At 51.5% G+C, this 18,938-nt stretch carries 18 protein-coding genes and 1 tRNA gene; 8 read left to right on the forward strand and 11 right to left on the reverse strand.

Going from position 1 to position 18,938, the window contains the following annotated elements:
- Position 1: 1 nt before the first annotated feature.
- On the forward strand, positions 2-457 hold the full coding sequence (gene rpiB / locus CALK_RS05015) for a ribose 5-phosphate isomerase B (protein WP_022636574.1): 456 nt from the start codon (positions 2-4) through the stop codon (positions 455-457).
- A 1-nt stretch (position 458) separates the two neighbouring features.
- On the opposite strand, the gene CALK_RS05020 is transcribed toward rpiB, so the two are convergent.
- The 6 genes from CALK_RS05020 to CALK_RS05045 form a co-directional block, all read right to left on the reverse strand.
- Positions 459-836 (reverse strand): ACT domain-containing protein, encoded by a 378-nt coding sequence (locus CALK_RS05020; protein ID WP_034636874.1) that lies wholly within the window; start codon positions 834-836, stop codon positions 459-461.
- A gap of 107 nt (positions 837-943) precedes the next feature.
- Positions 944-2,158, reverse strand: coding sequence for a histidinol-phosphatase HisJ family protein (locus CALK_RS12075; protein ID WP_022636576.1), 1,215 nt, complete (start codon positions 2,156-2,158; stop codon positions 944-946).
- Between the two features lie 90 nt (positions 2,159-2,248).
- Positions 2,249-4,660, reverse strand: coding sequence for a chitobiase/beta-hexosaminidase C-terminal domain-containing protein (locus CALK_RS05030; protein WP_022636577.1), 2,412 nt, complete (start codon positions 4,658-4,660; stop codon positions 2,249-2,251).
- A 127-nt stretch (positions 4,661-4,787) separates the two neighbouring features.
- Complete coding sequence (locus CALK_RS05035) at positions 4,788-5,201, reverse strand: hypothetical protein (RefSeq protein WP_022636578.1); 414 nt, start codon at positions 5,199-5,201, stop codon at positions 4,788-4,790.
- The gene (locus tag CALK_RS05040) at positions 5,198-6,622 is read right to left on the reverse strand and encodes a nucleoside recognition domain-containing protein (RefSeq protein ID WP_022636579.1); all 1,425 of its coding nucleotides are present in this window, start codon (positions 6,620-6,622) and stop codon (positions 5,198-5,200) included. Before CALK_RS05040 ends, CALK_RS05035 begins: the two co-directional genes overlap by 4 nt.
- Entirely contained in the window at positions 6,612-7,049 is a 438-nt protein-coding gene (locus CALK_RS05045) for a hypothetical protein (protein WP_022636580.1), read from the reverse strand. The genes CALK_RS05040 and CALK_RS05045 overlap by 11 nt, the downstream gene beginning before the upstream one ends.
- A gap of 57 nt (positions 7,050-7,106) precedes the next feature.
- On the opposite strand from CALK_RS05045, the gene CALK_RS12080 reads away from it, so the two are divergent.
- On the forward strand, positions 7,107-8,825 hold the full coding sequence (locus CALK_RS12080) for a glycoside hydrolase family 5 protein (RefSeq protein ID WP_022636581.1): 1,719 nt from the start codon (positions 7,107-7,109) through the stop codon (positions 8,823-8,825).
- Here CALK_RS12080 and alaS read toward each other — a convergent pair.
- Complete coding sequence (alaS, locus tag CALK_RS05055) at positions 8,806-11,475, reverse strand: alanine--tRNA ligase (protein WP_022636582.1); 2,670 nt, start codon at positions 11,473-11,475, stop codon at positions 8,806-8,808. The genes CALK_RS12080 and alaS overlap by 20 nt on opposite strands.
- Before the next feature lie 293 nt (positions 11,476-11,768).
- On the opposite strand from alaS, the gene CALK_RS13340 reads away from it, so the two are divergent.
- Both CALK_RS13340 and CALK_RS13345 read left to right on the forward strand, forming a co-directional pair.
- Complete coding sequence (locus CALK_RS13340) at positions 11,769-12,227, forward strand: type II secretion system protein (RefSeq protein ID WP_022636584.1); 459 nt, start codon at positions 11,769-11,771, stop codon at positions 12,225-12,227.
- A 139-nt stretch (positions 12,228-12,366) separates the two neighbouring features.
- Positions 12,367-12,786 carry a type IV pilin protein gene (locus CALK_RS13345; RefSeq protein WP_022636586.1) on the forward strand — a complete coding sequence of 140 codons (420 nt, stop codon included), beginning with the start codon at positions 12,367-12,369 and terminating at the stop codon, positions 12,784-12,786.
- Between the two features lie 249 nt (positions 12,787-13,035).
- Here CALK_RS13345 and CALK_RS05070 read toward each other — a convergent pair whose 3' ends face one another.
- On the reverse strand, positions 13,036-13,569 hold the full coding sequence (locus CALK_RS05070) for an REP-associated tyrosine transposase (RefSeq protein WP_022636587.1): 534 nt from the start codon (positions 13,567-13,569) through the stop codon (positions 13,036-13,038).
- Positions 13,570-13,832: 263 nt separating this feature from the next.
- On the opposite strand from CALK_RS05070, the gene CALK_RS05075 reads away from it, so the two are divergent.
- Entirely contained in the window at positions 13,833-14,138 is a 306-nt protein-coding gene (locus CALK_RS05075; protein WP_022636588.1) for a hypothetical protein, read from the forward strand.
- A gap of 6 nt (positions 14,139-14,144) precedes the next feature.
- Here the strand turns inward: CALK_RS05075 and CALK_RS05080 are convergent, their stop codons facing one another.
- The 3 genes from CALK_RS05080 to CALK_RS05090 are packed head-to-tail and all read right to left on the reverse strand — an operon-like array spanning position 14,145 to position 17,518.
- Complete coding sequence (locus CALK_RS05080) at positions 14,145-15,320, reverse strand: geranylgeranyl reductase family protein (RefSeq protein WP_022636589.1); 1,176 nt, start codon at positions 15,318-15,320, stop codon at positions 14,145-14,147.
- Positions 15,310-16,695, reverse strand: a complete 1,386-nt coding sequence (gltA, locus tag CALK_RS05085) for an NADPH-dependent glutamate synthase (RefSeq protein ID WP_022636590.1) — start codon at positions 16,693-16,695, stop codon at positions 15,310-15,312. Before gltA ends, CALK_RS05080 begins: the two co-directional genes overlap by 11 nt.
- Positions 16,685-17,518 (reverse strand): sulfide/dihydroorotate dehydrogenase-like FAD/NAD-binding protein, encoded by an 834-nt coding sequence (locus CALK_RS05090; RefSeq protein WP_022636591.1) that lies wholly within the window; start codon positions 17,516-17,518, stop codon positions 16,685-16,687. The genes gltA and CALK_RS05090 overlap by 11 nt, the downstream gene beginning before the upstream one ends.
- 176 nt (positions 17,519-17,694) lie before the next feature.
- Here CALK_RS05090 and CALK_RS05095 point away from each other — a divergent pair, with 176 nt between their 5' ends.
- From CALK_RS05095 to CALK_RS05105, 3 genes are all read left to right on the forward strand, one after another.
- Positions 17,695-18,255, forward strand: coding sequence for an NADPH-dependent FMN reductase (locus tag CALK_RS05095; protein ID WP_022636592.1), 561 nt, complete (start codon positions 17,695-17,697; stop codon positions 18,253-18,255).
- 63 nt (positions 18,256-18,318) lie between these two features.
- Positions 18,319-18,687 carry a type IV pilin protein gene (locus CALK_RS13350; RefSeq protein ID WP_022636593.1) on the forward strand — a complete coding sequence of 123 codons (369 nt, stop codon included), beginning with the start codon at positions 18,319-18,321 and terminating at the stop codon, positions 18,685-18,687.
- A gap of 132 nt (positions 18,688-18,819) precedes the next feature.
- Positions 18,820-18,896 (forward strand) — tRNA-Val (locus tag CALK_RS05105).
- The last annotated feature ends 42 nt before the right edge of the window (positions 18,897-18,938 follow it).

Below are 18,938 nucleotides of genomic sequence, written 5' to 3' on the forward strand. Positions count from 1 at the left end.
GATGTTTACCCAAAGTATAATTATTGGATCAGATCACGGCGGATACACCTTAAAGGAATCCGTAAAAGACCATCTCCTCCAAAAGGGGCTCACCGTAACCGACGCGGGCACACACTCAGAAGCATCTGTGGATTACCCCGTATATGCACAAAAGGTGGCACGTGCGGTAGCCGCAGGTGAATATGGCGCAGGAATTGTAATCTGCGGAACAGGCATTGGGGTATCCATTGCGGCAAATCGATTTGCGGGAATACGTGCCTCACTCTGTCATTCCACGGAGTATGCCCGCCTCACTCGCCTCCATAATAACAGCAATATCCTTGCTCTTGGTGGGCGATTTCTCACAGAAGAAGAAGGACGGGCCATTGTGGACACATGGCTTGAAACCTCCTATGAAGGGGGCCGCCATGACCAACGACTTGCCTATCTTGATCGAGATTGCACAGATACGGAGTAGCCTACTCCGTATCTACCTCTGGCGCAAGGGAGAGCAGACGCGCTTCATAATATGTTGGCCCCAAGGTCTTTAACAGGGCCGGAAGATCAGAGGGAGCTGAATCAATACCAAGCAGAGCATAGCCCGTGGTACCGCGTTTTGCCAGCTGAAGATCTGTAATATTTACCCCCTTGCTAAACAAGGCACTGAGCAGTATCAGCAGCACACCGGGTGCATCAAGGTGGCGGGAGACAATCATATGTCGTGACAAAGGAATGGGGAGTTCAACTCCATCGAGCTCGGTAATATAGGTATTGCTTGCACGCATGGAAGCCCCGTCATGCACACCGTATGTCACTGTTTCAAAATGCTCTTTCCCTGTACCCCGCACAAAATGCACAGCCTCATAAATGGCTCGACGATCTCCCTCAAGAGTAAGCTGTGCCGTGGCGCACCCTTCTGAAAGAGGCGCTAAATGGGCACGGGAAATATTAATCCCCTCCGAGGCTAAAATACTAAAGAGAATTGACAGAATGCCCGGACGATCTGCATGGACCGAATAGAGACTTTCCCCCCTTCGGTAGGGTCTTCAGGGCAACGACGGCTTACGGCGATACTTTTTTTCCCACAAAGCACCTTCACCCCTTCCTCGCAACCTAAGGAGAGCGCATCGGGATAATACGATGTAAGGGCTGCAAAATCTTCACCCAAGGCAACACGGGGAATACGTTGCTTCCCCTGACCAGAAAAGCGCGAGTTCAACAAGGCCATAGCCCTGTTAACGTAGGAAAGAGCGGTATGCTCATCTCCATGAGCTGCCAAAAGCCGTTTTTCAGGAACCCTGTGGGAGAAACTGAGATACTTTGTGTATCCACACTGCCTTACATAGGAAATACCGAGGTCGTAATTATGCCCTAAATCTGCCACGGCATGGGTGTCTGTGCCAATACACACCGGGATAGAGAGAGCCCGCGCACGCTGAAGCAGTTCTGGGACGGGATACACCCCAACCCCTTTCTTTTCACCGGCCAAGTTTACATCGAGGGCAAGGTTATGCCCACGAATACAGTCAAGAAGCGTGCGCATTCGCCGTGCAAGGGGAGCGTCACTTCTCTCAATATCTTGTAGCTCCGGCGGGAGGGGCACACGAAGTTTGGGAAGATCAAGATGTCCCACCACCTGAATCATATCACTAAAATTCTCCACCATTTCAATCATCTCTTCAATATACCCGGCCCAATACGCATGCACCCCACCACGCATTTCTACCAAGGCATCGGCCTCTTCTTGACTCCCATCATAGGGAAGGCCCTCAGGGGAAAAGTGTACAGAACCAATGAAAAAATCGGCATTTTTAGCTTGAAACGCCTTGGCACGATTCCACTGAAGCCCAATGCCACTTCCCATCCAGTCAAGCTCCACGCCATATCGAATAGCAATTTGATCTCCATATTTTTTGCGAAGACGTTCTACACGATCTGCATAGCGCATATAGGCAAGATCGCCGCGGATAAATTTGATATCCGTATCAACCTCCGCCTGATACCGAAACCCCGTCAGTCGGGGCGCATGAATCACAAAGGTAATGCCAGGATACTCTGCGGCAATGGCCTTTTCAACAATCTCATCAACGGCGTCAACACCGTGTTTTACATGGTCATTATCGGTTCCCATGTGAATACCGTGGGTTTCCCAAATAAAGGGACGTGCTTTTTCTTCCATATTTCCAATCCTTTTTTTCTTCAGCGATACAAAAATATACCCCCTCCGCACAGGGAGGGGGGAAGAGGGGTAAAAAAAGACGCAGTCGCCTTATTGTGCTGCCGGGGCATAGACCGGAACAGTGACAGACCGAGAGTCCCCCCGATGATTTTGAAACACCACGTGAGCAGAGTATGCACTGCTTCCCACGCGCCGTCCCTGCCGGTTAGCTCCATTCCAAAACACTCCAAGGGTGTAACGACCATTTGTATTCAGTAGGGTGCCACGAAGGTTCTCACCGTGATCGTGGATACTGTCCATGGACTCCACCACATTACCTAAGGCGTCAAGAATCACCACACGACAATCCATTTTCTCTGCCTCTTGGGCATGGAGAAGAGCCCGTGGGTCGATATGTAGAAAGCCTCCTTCTTCAAAGGGAAGCACGTCACTATGCACGGCGTGTTCCTGGATGATCTCTCCCGGAGAGAGCTGATCATCACGATCTATCCAAGTGTAACGAACCTGTAGAGAGATGGGTTGCGGTAAGACCCGAAGAAAGGCGTAGGGATTTACCACCCCATCTTGATACACCCCATCCTCTGAATAGAGTCGCTCTTCTTCATTAACCCGAATACTGTCCTTCATACTGCGGGGAAGATAGGTTGCAGGCTTAGACGAAAAACCGCGCACCGTAAAGGCGGCACGGCGATCCGGAAGAGTTCGCAAGGATTCTCCCAGCTCCATCTGGTATGCCTGCCCCGCCTCGTCTATAAAATTGAAGGGACGGGGAAGCTCTACGGTCGATACGGGAGTGTCAAAAAACACATGGAGCGTGTCTTCTGCCCGTTCAAAGGTGTGAAAATCCATGATCTCTCCCGGAAAAAAGTGAGCACTGTCAATGACCGGGCCCTGCACATGGGGATATACCACTACAAGGGTATCACTGTTATGCCACTCCGTATGATCATGGGAGCGTGCATAGGCACGCAAGACAACATCATCCCGAGCATCGCGGGGAAAGGTAATGGGCCCCGTATACCCCCTTTTCTCAGTGGAACCCTCTTCATCAAGAGAGTAATACAGCGTATAGAGTGCCGGATCTTCGGGATAGGCCACATCAAGGCCGATGGTCTCCACAGACTGGGTCGTTCCTTCATCGGGAGTGGCCGTGGGGGTGGCAATCTGCGGAATAACACTTCCGTAGGCGACCACAAGAATTTCACTGTCCAGCCAATACTCCTGGCTGTGAGAAAAGGCTTTCGCCTTGAGGGTCACCCCCACTTCAGTACGCGGTAGTGAGATCGGCCCGGTATAGAGCGGGCTTTCTTCCGTAGGGTCGGTTCCATCAAGGGTGTAGCGAATCTCATAGAGCTCTTCGTTTCGAGGATACGCCACGGAAAGTTCTACCTGATCCACCTCTTGCACAGTTCCCGAAGAAGGATCTGCTTCGGGAGTGGCAATTTGGGTGGGTTCATTTGCCCGTGATACCCAATACAGAGAGTTGTAAATAATCTGTGCCGCCGCATCGTGATCGGCAAGATACTGCGGCTGATAGCACATAAGAACAAGGCGGTTATTTTCAAACTGCATTCCCGCAAGTACGGTGTAGATGTAAGAATACCCCTCAGCGCCCTGGTCATACAGAGTTCGTGTTCCCAGGGGGGCTATGGTATCAAAAGGAGTGCTTCCCACCACAGTATGATTTCGCATTCCTCCGCCATCCATGGAGAGATACTCAAATCGTGCATCCTCCGTAGCCTTTTGTTGAAAGCCGGAGAAGAAAAAATGATCCACATCCTCTGCACGAATATCCCAGATATCCGCATCAAGCTGTCCCCGACCGCCCCATTCAAAATCCCTAAAATGAAGCGTATCCTGTGATACCCCCCACAAGAGGTGGTCATCACGGTGGTCGGGAATAATCCACACATCCGTATCCCTCCCCGCAGCACCATGCATGGCAGGACGTATACCACTGTCATACTGCACAGGTATCCCCTCATGCCCCGGACCGGTCAAGGGAAAAATATATTGTGCATCGTACGCGGCATCGTCACCGATGGAGACAATACCCACGCCGGAATCAGCTGCTTCTTCTAAGATATGATAGGGTTCTTCCGGCGCGCCCCACCAGCTTTCTTGATACCACAACCACCCGGCACCTACGTAGATAATCGCATTGGGTGGCGTACCGCCAAAATCCTCCGTGATGGAGGAAAAGGTTACCTGATCCCATCCCGTCATCTGACCATGATACTCACGAATATTTTCAGGAGAAAGGTGGTAAAGAGCATCACGAACAAAGTCCCTGGTGTGTTCCCCAATGTCACCGGTACCGCCCAACCACCCGCCGGGCATTTCGGCAGAACCAGTGCCATCATTCCAAATAATGGCAACACGCGTATTGGCGTTCCATGCAGCATCTCCCCGGGGATTCACCGTAACCGCCCACAGAGGAAAGGTACAACACAAAAAGAGCAGGGTCGTTCGCAGGCCTGTTGTCACAACTACATCCTCCATATGATTTTCTTCTCTGTATACATAGCAAAAAGAGTAAGAAACGACCCATATATATAGAAGATAGGTTACTTTGTAAAAAAAGAGCCCTGTAAAGGTAAATCGTGATTGGGTTTTTGCAAAGTCTGCTCTACCACAAGAGCTTTGAAAGATCCTGTTGATTTTCGCCGTTCCATACCCCGAGCCAACACTCCGCAGCAGAGACTGAAGGAAACACACAGGCATGAAAATCGCTTCGGTGCTGCCCCATAATTGTACAGAGAACAGAGGCTGCAAGCTCTTCGTCCGGGTGAGCTACGTGGGCATGACGAATATGACGCTCTCCTTCTCTTCTCCCCACAATACGCCATATTTTCCCAATCTCCTTGGGAGAAATATCCATGGTGGCACTGCTGAAATCCGTCAGAAAGGATACATGGGTATGCCATGGGGGAAAACAACGACCAATCTCCAGAAGAACCCCATAAATATCCCGGAGCGACACCTTCTCAGAGGCGGTGATACGCACCATCCCCTGGGGTTCATCAACAGTATACTCAATCACACACCCTCCCGTGGTGAACAGTCTTTTCTGAGACCATAGCATAGATACAGAAGAAATGCACGGGAAAAGTTAAAAAGAAAAAACCGCACCGCCAGAAAGGCTGCCACCGCTCCGGTGATATCTGCACACAGAGCTGCGGGAAGGGCGTGACGAGTCCGGCTAATCCCAACAGAGCCAAAATAAACTGCGAGAACATAAAAGGTGGTTTCCGTAGAACCTTGCATTGCTGAAACAAGATCGGCAAGAAAGGAGTTGGGCTCCCGCGTAACAACCTCTGCCATGAGGGCAAAGGAACCACTTCCCGAAAGGGGGCGCAAAAGAGCAAGGCTCATGGCTTCCACGGGAATACCCCCGCCTGTTAATGGGGCAATCCCCCGGGAGAGAAGGTCCAACATACCGCTTGCACGCACCATACCAATAGCCACCATAATAGCCACCATGAAGGGAATGATCCGCACAGCCGTAGAGAAGCCTTCCTTCGCTCCTTCCGTGAGAGTTTCGTACACGGCAACACCACGAAAATAGCCAAAGCCAATGAGGAAAAGAAGTATCACTGGAATAAGAATTGTACTCAGGGAGAGAAAAAACTCCCGAAGGCCCACAGAAAGAATCTGCCCTGCCGAGAGGGTGGAAAAAAAGAGCTGCTCTACCACCACCGCCGAGGCAACATCCCGCAGCAAAAGCAGAAACATCACAGCGGGGGTAAGACAAAGTACTGCCAAGACAAGGCGCGGGGCAATTCCCGTAGGAGGCTGTAAGGGTGCATCATCCCTGTCTGGCTCATCCTGCTTCGCAGAAGCAGCAGAGGAGTCGACTACCGCAGAGAGAGGGCTTTTCTTTTCCATAAGCTTACAGGCCGTAATAGCCACCACGGTGGAACAGGTCGTGGCAAAGAGTGAGGGCAGAAGAATTGCCCCGGGGTCGGCACTTCCCGCCGCGGCACGCACCGTTATCACCCCCAGGGGAAGCAGGGTCACACTGGAGGTGTTAATCGCAAGAAAGAGAGCCATGGAGTTTGTTGCCTCACCTTTCACAGGGTTGAGACGATCCATCTCCTGCATTGCCTTTATCCCCATGGGGGTTGCGGCATTTCCCAAGCCGAGCATATTGGCAGACATATTCATAATAATGGCAGACATGGCAGGATGATCCGTGGGGATCTCCGGAAACAGCCGGGACATAAGCGGACGAAGAGCGCGGGAGATCAGCTGCATAAGCCCCCCGGCCTCAGCCACTTTCATGACACCAAGCCAGAGAGCCATGGGCCCGATAAGGGCGATTGCCAAGGTAACCGCAGATTCGGCAGACTCAAAAAGTGCCTGGTTGATCTCATCTAAGGTGCCTCGGAGAGTACCGACAAGAATTGCCAGAAGAATCATCCAGAGCCAGATTCCGTTAATGGGAGACATCTTACGGTTCATCCACAGCTCCCGCCGGTTCTTTCTCCGTGGTATCATCCCTCGACGTATCACTGCTGTCATGCTGCTGCATTCGACGGAGCCGTTCCTGGCGACGCCGGTCATATCCGGCGGTTCGCTTCTCTGTAAATATACCATGACTCCGCTCAATATAGCGTATCAACTCTACATCCTGATGGGCCTGCTCTGCCAGGGTTCCCTTTTCGCCATAGTGGGTATGAAGAATGCGATTAAGCTCATCTGAAGAGGTGACCTGACTGGGTAAGAGGGAACGAACCCGCTCTGCGGGGGGAGCCAATTCTCCCGTGTCAGAGGTGGCAACACGCTCCTGGGCAGATTCTGTGTCCTGTACTTCTGAGGCTTTTTCCGTGCAGGCTCCCAGAAAAACAAGTATACTGAAAGAGAGTACGAACAACGAAGCGGCGCGCATAGATCCTCCGAAAAAGGTGTCGTTTCTACTAAAAATATAGCTTTTTAAGGAGAAATTATGGTAAAAAAGTACACCCTCATGGCTCTTTTATTCCTCTGTATCCCCCTTCTGTCAGCCCCCTTGAGCGATCTCATGGAGGAAATGCAGCGGGGAATTAATCTGGGAAATGCCCTGGAATCACCCCGGTTTGAAGGTGAGTGGGGGTATACCATTGAGGATGCGCACCTCGACTCCATGGCACAGGCAGGCTTTACCTCCGTGCGCATCCCCGTGCGTTGGGATACCCGTCTCTCCCGCGATACGGCGGGAAATCTTCACGTGGACAGCGCGTTCATGGCCCGGGTCGATCATGTCGTACGGGCAGTTCTTGAACGGGATATGTATCCCGTTTTAAATGTGCATCATTATGAGCCTCTCTTTGAAGCCCCCCGCGACCACGAGGAAGATTTTTTCGATCTCTGGAGCCACATCGCCCAACACTTCAGCAGCTTCAGCGATAGCCTTATTCTCGAGCCGCTCAATGAGCCCCACCAAAACCTCACACCGGATATCTGGAACGAATATATTCACCGGGTGGTCGATACGATCCGTCGCTATAATGCCGATAAACCAATCATGATCGGTACAGCGGAATTTGGCGGGCTAAGCGGGTTGGCTCATCTAGATCTTCCCCCAGATGAAAAGCTCATTGTATCGGTGCACTACTACGAACCGTTCCAGTTTACCCACCAGGGGGCAGAATGGGTGGAAGACACCGACACCGACGCATGGCTGGGCACCACCTGGGACGGACGCCATGCGGAAAAGGCCGCCATTTATAATAATGTCCGGGAGATTGTTCGCTTTGGAAAAGAACATTCCGTGGCCATGCACGTGGGAGAATTTGGCGCCTATGGCACGGCAGATATGGAAAGCCGTGCCCGGTGGACCGCCTTCTGTGCACGCCTCTTTGAACGATACGGCATCCCCTGGGCATACTGGGAATTTGGCGCAGGGTTCGGCGTATACGACCCCGATGAAGAGGCGTGGCGGTCGGAGCTCCGCACGGCCCTCTTTTCTACGGACACCACCATTCTTGACATGGATGAAGATGCGTACGGAGAGTCAATTCTCCACAACGGGGATTTTTCTGAGGGAGAATCGTCGTGGATTTTCGGCGTATGGAATGACGAAGAGGGCGAGGCGGACTTTAGCCCCCACGATGACGGCGCAACAATCACCGTGACGGAACAAACCCCCAATTCATGGGAAATACAGCTCTTACAGGAAGATCTTGCTGTTACTGCAGAAAAAGAGTACGTACTCTCCTTTACAACAAGTGCCCCGGAAGCCGGACGCATTGAGGCGGCCATTATGGAAGATGAAAGCCATGAGACCTTTGCCTCCGTGAGCCACTCCCTGACAGAACATGAAGAGACCATCTACCTCGCCTTTTCTTTGCCCCCGGACAGAGGCCCCTTTCGCCTGGTCTTCAGTGTGGGCCACGGAGCAGAGACCATCCACCTCTCTTCCGTGGCAATTCGCCCCTACGCAGAGGATGTCTCCCTCCTTACAACCTCCCCCGGCTCATCCGCAGCGCGCCTTGAGCTCTCCGGGCGACAGATAACCCTTCCCGAGGGAGCAGAAATGCTCTCTCTCTACTCCCTCCAGGGCAAACGGATTCTCCATACCTCGCAAAACCATTCGCGAAAATACACAATCCCCGAAGCAGTAGCTCCGGGGATCTATATTCTTGCCGTGGAAGATCTGGTTCACCCTATTCGTCTGCAGCGCTGAAACGCTCCTGCATAAGGGTTACTGCTGCCTCCATGGCTGCATCAAGCCCGGCGGGATCTTTCCCCCCTGCCTGAGCACGAACGGGGCTTCCCCCGCCGCCCCCTTGTACCTTGGATGCCGCGGCTTTCACCACCTCTCCGGCGGGAAGAATCTTGGCCGCCGCAGCACCGGCCAAGGCGGCCACCATGGCTTTTCCCTGCACGGCAGCACCAAGTACCACCGCCACAGATTCATGGGTAGGCTGTTTGAGACGATCACTCACCTCATCCACCATGGCGGTAAACTGATCTTTTTCCAGTTCTCCCACGTTTCGAGCAAGGCAGGCCACACCGCCGTGACGATTTTTTTCAGCCGCAGCGAGGATCTCCCCCGCCTCTTTTCCCGCCGATTGCGCGGTATACTCCTTGAGTTCCCGTTCCAGCTGGCGAATTGTTTTTATCAGCTCCGCACCCTTGGCAGGAAGGGCCTCACGGGGCACCTTTAAGAGTGTCGCCGTTTCTTTGAGCAAGGCATCCGTCTGCTGAAACAGCTCTACCGCCGCAGCACCGCTCACTGCTTCCACCCGACGCACTCCCGCCGAAACAGAAGATTCTCCCGTTATTTTAAAGGGGCCGATTTTTCCCAATCGATCAATATGGGTTCCCCCGCACAGCTCCTTGGAAAACTCGCCCATGGAAACCACCCGAACCGTATCACCGTACTTCTCACCAAAGAGGGCCTTGGCCCCTTCTTTCTTGGCAGCGTCAATGGATTTTTCCTCCGCAGCCACGGGGGTATCTTCCATAATCCACCGATGTACCAACCGCTCTACCTGCACAATCTCATCGGAAGAAAGAGCGGAAAAGTGGGTGAAGTCAAACCGAAGGGACTCCGCATCAACCCGTGAACCGGCCTGATCAACATGGTCTCCCAACACCTCCGTAAGCGCAGCCTGCAACAGATGCGTCGCACTGTGATTTCGCCGAATTGCCTCACGACGCTCCGTGTCTATGACAGCCGTACCAGCCTGGGTAAACCAAGACTCCTGGAGAGGAACATCACTCACCAGTTTATGGACAATCATATCATTCCATACAATGGTATCAACCACGGACAGGGTGATGTCGCCAAAGGAAATCTCACCACGATCTCCACACTGCCCCCCCTTTTCGGCATAGAAAGGGGTTTTATCAAGCACAGCAAGGCCCGTGTGGTCATCCACACACTTATACCGCTTTACCTGCACCGTATCACGGGCCGTATCATAGCCCGTAAAGACAGTTCCGCCTTCATGAGAAAGAATTGTCCAGCCATCGGGTGAAAGCCCCTGATCATCTCCGCCAGCGCGAAGAGATCGGTCATGCGCCTTCTGCTTGCGCATCTCCTCGGCAAAGCCCTCCTCATCTGCCTCAAGGCCATATTCCCGGGCAATCAAAGCGGTGAGATCTGCGGGAAAGCCGTAGGTGCCGTACAGAAGAAACACATCGGCACCGGAAATAACCCCTTTTCCCGCCGCGCGATACGCCTCGGCAAGCTCTTCAAGACGGGTAAGGCCCGTTTCAAGGGTTTTATCAAAGCGCGCTTCTTCCCCCTCAATCACCGATGCCACATAGTCGGCACGTTCTGCAACCTCAGGAAAGGCCTCTCCCATACTGGACACCACCACGGGCACTAAACGATGCATGAAGGGTTCGGTGAAACCAAGCTTTCGCCCATAGCGATAGGCACGACGGAGAATACGGCGAATCACATAGCCCTGCCCATCATTTGAAGGGCTTACTCCATCGGTAATAGAAAACACGAGGGCGCGCATATGGTCGGCAATAACCCGAAAGGGAATGCCTGCTTCGCCAAACTCATAGGTTTTTCCCGAGAGGGCTTCCATTTTTTCTATGAGGGGCATAAAAAGGTCTGTTTCGTAGTTGGAACGCACCCCTTGAATCACCCGGACAATGCGCTCAAAGCCCATGCCCGTGTCGATATGTTTTGCCGAAAGCTCCGTAAGGGTCCCATCTTTCTGGCGGTTATACTGCATAAACACAAGATTCCAGATTTCCACATACCGCCCACACCCTTCCACATTCACCCCACAGGTGTGGTTTGGGTCGTTTTCATAAATACAGGTTCCTTCACCCGTATCAAAATGAATCTCCGAGCAGGGGCCGCAGGGGCCGGTCTCGCCCATTTCCCAAAAATTATCCTCCGCGCCATGGCGGCCAATACGCGCAGGGTCAATATCGGTCTCACTGTTCCAAATCTCATAGGCATCATCATCATCGGTGTACACCGTGGCATAGACCTTCTCCTTGGGCAGGCCCCACACATCGGTGATAAGCTCCCACGCCCACTTAATGGCCTCTTTTTTATAGTAGTCACCAAAGGACCAGTTCCCCAGCATCTCAAAAAAGGTATGGTGATGGTGATCCACCCCCACCTCTTCTAGGTCGTTATGTTTCCCCGACACACGCATACATTTTTGCGAATTAACCGCCCGGGAGAGGTTCTTCGGGTTATCTCCGAGAAAAATAGATTTAAACTGATTCATTCCCGCATTGGTAAACAGCAGGGTTGGGTCGTCCTGCGGAGCAACGGGAGAGCTTTTTACAAAGGTGTGCGCACGCTCTGTGAAAAAACGAATATAACTGTCACGAATATCCTTGGCCTGTTTCATAGGAACCCTTCTCTAATGTTTTTTCTAAAATACGTTCCGCAAAGAAGCCGGGGCAAGAGCCATTTACACCACCACGGAGAGACCGGTTTTTCATACATTTTTACATAAATACTCCACCTTTTTGTCCGGTGGAACAAAACACCCCGCATAGGGTACCACCGCGCATATTTCCGTGAAAGCCCTGTGCAGGGGAATCTTTTTTTACTTTTTTTGCTTTTTTTCTTTGCAATGCGCTGTAAAGGTGTTATAATTTAGGATGTGAACAAAATTAGTTTCTTTTTTTGGAGGTTCTTATGAACAGAAAAGGTTTTACCTTAGTAGAGTTGATGGTTGTAATTGTAATTATCGGTATCCTTGCGGCAGTAGCCCTGCCTCAGATGATGGGTGCCACGGACAGAGCGCGGGCATCGGAAGTTCCCACAATGCTTCGCACCATCCAGAATGCCCAAAACGCCTATTACGCAGCAACCGGCGAATACGGCGACTGGGATGCTATTGGAGTTGAAGATCCCTCAAAGGACAGTGATTTCTTTGATTATGAGCTGACACTCTCAGGTGATGATGATGATGATGATGATGGTTACGATAATTACAAAGCAGAAGCTAAGGCAACTATGACTATGGGCGACATCACTTCAGGAGACGTTGTTGCAAGTGTAAATAATGATAACGAAAGAAAATCCCATGATGATTTTCATACCTTGGCGCCCAACTGGAGAAACGCTACCGGTAATTCGGATGACGATGACTAAGAATCATAGAAGAGATCAAAACCTTCGCCATCAAGTGATGATCCAACAAAAGAGGGAGTAACCAGCTCCCTCTTTTTACTACCTGACCACATACATATATCCAGGGGAGGATATGTCTTTAATGTAAAGGGGGACAGATATGAAACAGAAGGGCTTTACCTTAGTGGAACTCATGGTAGTCATTGTGATCATTGGTATTATCGCCATGCTTGCCATACCAAATTATCTGCGCTATGCAGACCGGGCACGTACCTCAGAAATAGCACCCACCCTGCGCACCATAAACAATGCCATCTGGCTGGATTACTCAGAAACGGGTGAATGGATTACCTCTGCAGAGGAGAGCGATCTGCAAACTCTCTCCATAACTATCCCGGAAAGTAAGTTTTTTGAGTATAACATCTCCCCCGGAGGTGGCCAGAACTATCGTGTCTATGCCGTCCCTAAAAGCGGAGTATCCCTGTACGGAGTGAACGAAGATGACACAGTGTATATAGAAGACGGTGTACGAGGATTTGCAGGTACGGGGTTTCAACCCTATATACCCGGATGGGAATAGCCTCACTGTTGCAATCACGCACTTTTCCCACAAAATCATAATATCCCCACGCGGTGCGCCGTACTCCCTGTATGATACAGAGAGCTCGAGGATTCGCTCCTGTTTCTCATAGAACCTCCTTGGAGCAGGACACCCGCCGGGTGTCCTGTTTTATTGTATTGCAAGTACGTCCCCATAAAAACGAGAGAAAACACAATCTCGTTCCCAGTCTTCTGACTGGGAACGCCAATACCGAGCCTTCCGGCTCCACTACCACCCAGTAACAACTGTAATAAGCCCTGTCCCACCGGAATAATCCCGTGCTGAAGAATACCTCCACTGATCGGGAAAATCTACAAAACCACGTTGTACAGGGGTATTATGAATATATTCAACCTTCTGCGTCATCACCGAACGGTCAAAAATACCTTCCCGATGGCATCCCTCTTGCCATACCTGAAAATTCTGCTTTGTCTTGTGAGGTTTCTTTCCAAATGAGAGTTCTTGCAATAGGCCATAGTTCTTTTTCTCTTCCAGAGATTCAACAACCCTTTTACCACTGTATGATTTAAGAATCGCCACGGTCTTTGGCAAATCAGAAGATCGGGCGATCATGTGAAAGTGATTTTCCATCATGACCCATGCGAAGATCTGCAGTGACTGTGATTCCTGCAGATATCTTATAGTATTCATAAATATGGATGCGTTGTCAGGATTTGAAAAGAGCGGAAGCCACCGAATACATGTTCCGGTGATAAAACAGGGGTATCTCGTATCATAAATTTTGTATCTACTTCGTCCCATAGATCCTCCCTTGCACTACCTTAAAGTATACAATTGCGGCTGTAGATACAGCAATATTATTGTAGAGAGACTGCTCTGCGTACCCAGTCAGAAGACTGGGTACGAGATAAGGAGATAAGCCGCCAATCTTATTCAAACGCTCGTATATCTCATAGAACCTCCTTGGAGCAGGACACCCGCCGGGTGTCCTGTTTTATTTTATCTCAAGTACGTCCCTGCACCATCCGATATACAGACAAGGGCGTTTTAACAAGGAGGTTGAAATGAAAATCCCTGAACAATCCTACCAACAACACAGCTACCCCCGTGGAGACACTGCGGCACCAAAGGCGCAGCACAACAAACCACTCACGCCAACTCCACCCCGTGACACCGTGGAAACCCATCTTCCCACACGGGACGACCGAGGAATTCCCGAGCTTTCCCTTGCGGATAAACTCTCCATAGAACGGCTGGAAGAGTATCTCACCGCCGTATCGGGCGATGCGGTGCGCTTGAGCCGCTCTCAGATAGAACAGCGTATTGGCACCACCACGAGCACCCCGCCCACCTTAGACTTTCAGGCCTAAAGGGGCTTAGCGAAAGAGGAGGAAGGTTTTGAGTAAAAGAGAGGGATGTTTTGAAAACACCCGCAGGAACACAGAGAGATAGCTCAGTTTTTGCGGGTCCTGTTCTGCCAGAGACGCTGCAAGATCATTAAAAAAGGCATCCCGGCGCGACTTCTTCATGAGTGCTGTTTTTAGCACATAGGAACGCTGCTGATTTTTTCCGCATTTTTTCTTCCACGCCGCTTCATATTGCCGCAGAGCTCCATAGGACACCTCTTGGGGGCTAAAGGCTTGCGCCACGGCATCTCCCGCAGCACGCCCCGCAAAAAGAGCATAGGCAATACCACCACCGTTCAGAGCATTTACCTGCCCCGCGCTATCCCCTGCCAAAAGCACGCCATCGCGCACCAAGGGGCGAGTCCAGGCTCCAACGGGCACGCCACCGCAATGTCTGTGAGTTACCTCTGCCCCGGGAAAATGCTGCGCAATAAAGGCGTCCAGTTTTTCCTGAGCCAAACCGGGACGCGACCGCGACCCCAATACCCCTAAGCCCACATTGGCCACACCGGCCCCACGGGGAAACACCCAGACATATCCGCCCGGGGCTCGTTCTTCTCCCACATAAAAAGAGAGGTTTGACGCACGAATTGACTCATGATGTACCCGTGCAAAGGCACAGCTTTCCATATCTTCCATGGCAACAGGAGTATCCCAGCCGACAAAACGCTTCAGCCGAGATTCAACCCCATCGGCAAGAACCACCACGGAGGCGGTATAGGAGCGCTCTTTGCTATGGAGAGTATAGATCCGTCGTCCCGGATCCCCCGCCACGGAAATGCGATCAATGGAAGTGTTGTTTATATAGGTGGCCCCGGCAGCACGAGCATCCTCCATGAGGTCACGATCCATGCGGGAGCGGTCTATGCAGTAACTTTCTGGGCCCAAATTCTCCAGAAGTACCTCCCGCCCATTTGGGGCAATGAAGGTCACGGAGGTAATGGTGGTCAGCACCCATTCGGGACGAATACCGATGGAGGCCTGCATCCCCTTTATGCCAACCCCTTCACCACAGCGAACCGGGGCTCCAGGATAGGCCAAGCGTTCAATAAGCCCCACACGCACACCACCTTCAGCAGCGCGCCGTGCGGCCAGTGATCCCGCGGGGCCAGCCCCAACAACAATACAATCAAAATCAGTCTTCATTAAGCCCCAAATCGTGGAGTATCGCCTTGGCAGCGTCTTTTCCCGCGCCCATGGCAAGAATTACCGTGGCAGCTCCCGTCACGATATCTCCCCCGGCATACACCTTATCACGGGTCGTGCGTCCCCAGTCATCAATAATGGTCACATTTCCCTTTTTATTTGTTTCAAGCCCCTTCGTAGAACGGGACACAATGGGGTTTGCCTTCGTACCAATAGCCACAATAAAAACATCACAAGGCAAGGTAAACTCACTGCCTTCCACAGGCTCTGGACGACGCCGACCGGAAGCATCAGCCTCTCCCAGACGCATTTTAATACAACGCACCTCTTTTACAAAGCCCTCATCGTCCAGGAGTAGCTCCAGGGGGTTGGCAAGAAGTTCAAAATCAACCCCTTCTTCCCGTGCGTGGTGAATCTCCTCAACCCGGGCAGGCATTTCATGCTCCGTGCGACGATACACAATGGTTGCATCCTGTGCGCCAAGGCGAAAGCCTGTCCGCACGGCATCCATGGCAACGTTTCCACCCCCCATAACAACCACATGCTGTCCCTTCAGAACGGGGGTCTTACTTCCCTCTTTCCACGCTTGCATAAGGTTTACCCGAGTAAGATACTCATTGGCCGAATATACCCCGTTCGCATTAATACCGGGAATATCGGGGAATCGCGGAAACCCAGCGCCGGCACCAACAAAGATTGCATCAAAGCCGTCTTCATCAAGGAGCTCACTGATACTGGCTGTTTTTCCCACAATAAAGTTTGTTTCAAAAACAACACCCATGCGTTTCAGCTCATCAATTTCTGCTTGCACCACCGCATTGGGCAGACGAAATTCGGGAATCCCGTAAATTAACACCCCACCAATCTCATGAAGCGCCTCAAACACCGTAACAGCAACGCCACGTTTTGCCAGATATCCAGCGCAGGCAAGACCCGCCGGACCGGAACCGGCAATGGCGACTTTTCGCCCCACCGATGGCATCTTCGTATCTTCATGTCCTCCCATATTCCGATCTGAAACATAGCGCTCCAGATTTCCCACGGCAATGGGATCGCCCTTATGACCGAGAATACAGAGACTTTCACACTGCTCCTCCTGCGGACACACCCGTCCACACACCCCGGGAAGGGAATTAGTGTTTTTAATAATATCGTGCGCTCGTTCAAAGTTTCGCTCAGAAAGCTCCTTAATAAAGGCGGGAATATCTATGGAGACAGGGCAGCCCTTCATGCAGAGCGGTTTTTTACACTGTAAACATCGTTTTGCTTCGCCTACGGCCTCTTCTTCAGTATACCCCTTTTTCACCTCATCAAAGGTGCGTGCTCGTTCACGGGGGTTTCGTTCGGGCATAGGTATTCGCGGACTATTTTTCATCGGTACCAATCCTGCATGTATGGTTTCGTTCTGCAATTTTATCATATCCTGAAAGACGGTTTAACAGGTCGTCCCATTCCACCGACGCCGCATCAAACTCCGGGCCATCAACACAGGCAAAGCGGGGCTCCCCTGCCACAGTTACACGGCAGCCGCCACACATGCCCGTCCCATCAATCATAATGGGGTTCAGAGAGCACATGGTGGGCACGCCGGCATCAAGGGTTTTGAGAGAGGTAAACTTCATCATTACGGGCGGGCCCACCACCACCGCTTCATCGTAGGTATTTCCTGTATCTAAGAGCCGGGCAAAAATATCCGTGGGAAACCCCTTCTCTCCGGCACTTCCGTCATCCGTGGCAATATAGAGCTCATCACTAATCTGGTCCATATCATCGCGGAGAATAATCAAATCACTGGTGCGCGCCCCCAGTATGGTAGTCACATGATTACCTGCCGCCTTAAAGGCTTCTGCAATGGGACGAAGGGGAGCAATACCAACCCCACCACCAATACAGAGCACCCGTCCAACCTTCTCCACCTTGGTGGCACGGCCCAAAGGGCCTGCTAAATCTTCGAGATGATCTCCAACCTGCATATCACGCAGCACCCGGGTCGATTCACCCACCGCTTGAATAATGAGCTCAATCCACCCCTCTTCTGCAGAGGCATTGGCAATGGTTAAGGGAATTCGTTCTCCGTCGGGGGTAACCCGCACAATAACAAACTGTCCTGCCTTTCGCCGCTTCGCAATGCGCGGTGCCACAAGACGCACACGATAAATATGTTCAGAGAGATTTGAAATTTGTAAAATTTCTGCCATGAAGTACTCTTTCGGTTATTTTCCTTGACTTTTCGACATCGTAATATATACCATTTTACGGGCTGAATAAAGGGGTTTCCAAAATTAGATCGAGGGCGCCACGGAAAAAAAAGTCCTTTTCCGGCACGGAGACACCATATACATTTACCCTCTATCCACACGTGTCAGGAGAGACCATGGCCATACAAATTATCTCAGGAAGTATCCGAAGAAAATCACTGCATCAAGCCCTTGCCACAGTGGTTGCAGAAGCGGTTGCACAACGGGGCACCCCCATCATCCCCTGTCCTCTGGCCGCGCATCCACTCCCTCTCTACAATCAGGAGCTGGAAGAACAGGAGGGAATGCCCGAAGGGCTCCACACCCTGCGTACCAAGATCATCCTCGCTGAAGGGCTCATCATGGCCAGCCCCGAATATAACGGTTCCGTGACACCACTGCTGAAAAACACTATCGACTGGCTGTCGCGCCCCTTCGGGGACAGCCCCTACGGAGCAGTGTTTCGACATAAACCCATACTCTGCCTGGCCGCTTCTCCCGGTCCCGGAGGTGGAAAAAAAAGCCTGAGCCACCTACAAGAGATTCTCTCTATTTTCTCCCCCCGCATCTGCCCAACCACAATCTCCCTCCCCCAAGCAGAATGGCCCTGCACCGGAGAAACGCTGCCCGAAGAGGTGCAAAAAACCATAGAACAGGGCGTCACAGAGTTGCTTCAGCGGTGTTCCACAACAGAATAATTCTTCTGCACACCCGGGGTGACTGTTGTATATTACAGGTGACGGGCTTTCAAAGGAGTAACCATGAAAAACACACGGGGCTTTACCCTTACCGAACTCATGATCGTCATTGCCGTTACGGGCATTCTTGCGGCTATCGCCACGCCAATCTACACAAATGTCACGAATAAGGCACGAGCCCGAGAGTTCATGGGGGTTCTCTCTGAACTCCAGATACGACAACGGCAATACTTCCGGGAAAACCGAGAGTTTCTTTCCATCTCAAAAGGCGATTTTTCCAGTACTGCCGCACAGAAATTAGGCCTTACCGCCGAAACGCACTTTTTTGACTACGAGGTGACTACCACATCAGATGGGTATACTGCCACGGCAACCCTCAAGGAAAATTTAGGCCGTGCAAAACAAGGCGCACAGGGCACAGGTAACTCATGAGGGAGAGAAATCATACCATAATGACCCCCAGGATGGATTGCAAAGCTATACCCAAGACTGGAAGTAGAAAGTTCTCTTTTTCTTTTTGTGTTTTTCTCAGAAATCATATATATTAGGCCAGTCTGTACATGTGGGAGATTAGCTCAGTTGGTTAGAGCGCTTGCTTGACATGCAAGAGGTCGCTGGTTCAACTCCAGCATCGCCCACCATATTTGCCTCAAGCTTCCATGGTTATCCTCACCTATGAAGCA

Origin of the sequence: Chitinivibrio alkaliphilus ACht1 (assembly GCF_000474745.1) — a bacterium.
Taxonomy (GTDB): Bacteria; Fibrobacterota; Chitinivibrionia; order Chitinivibrionales; family Chitinivibrionaceae; genus Chitinivibrio; species Chitinivibrio alkaliphilus.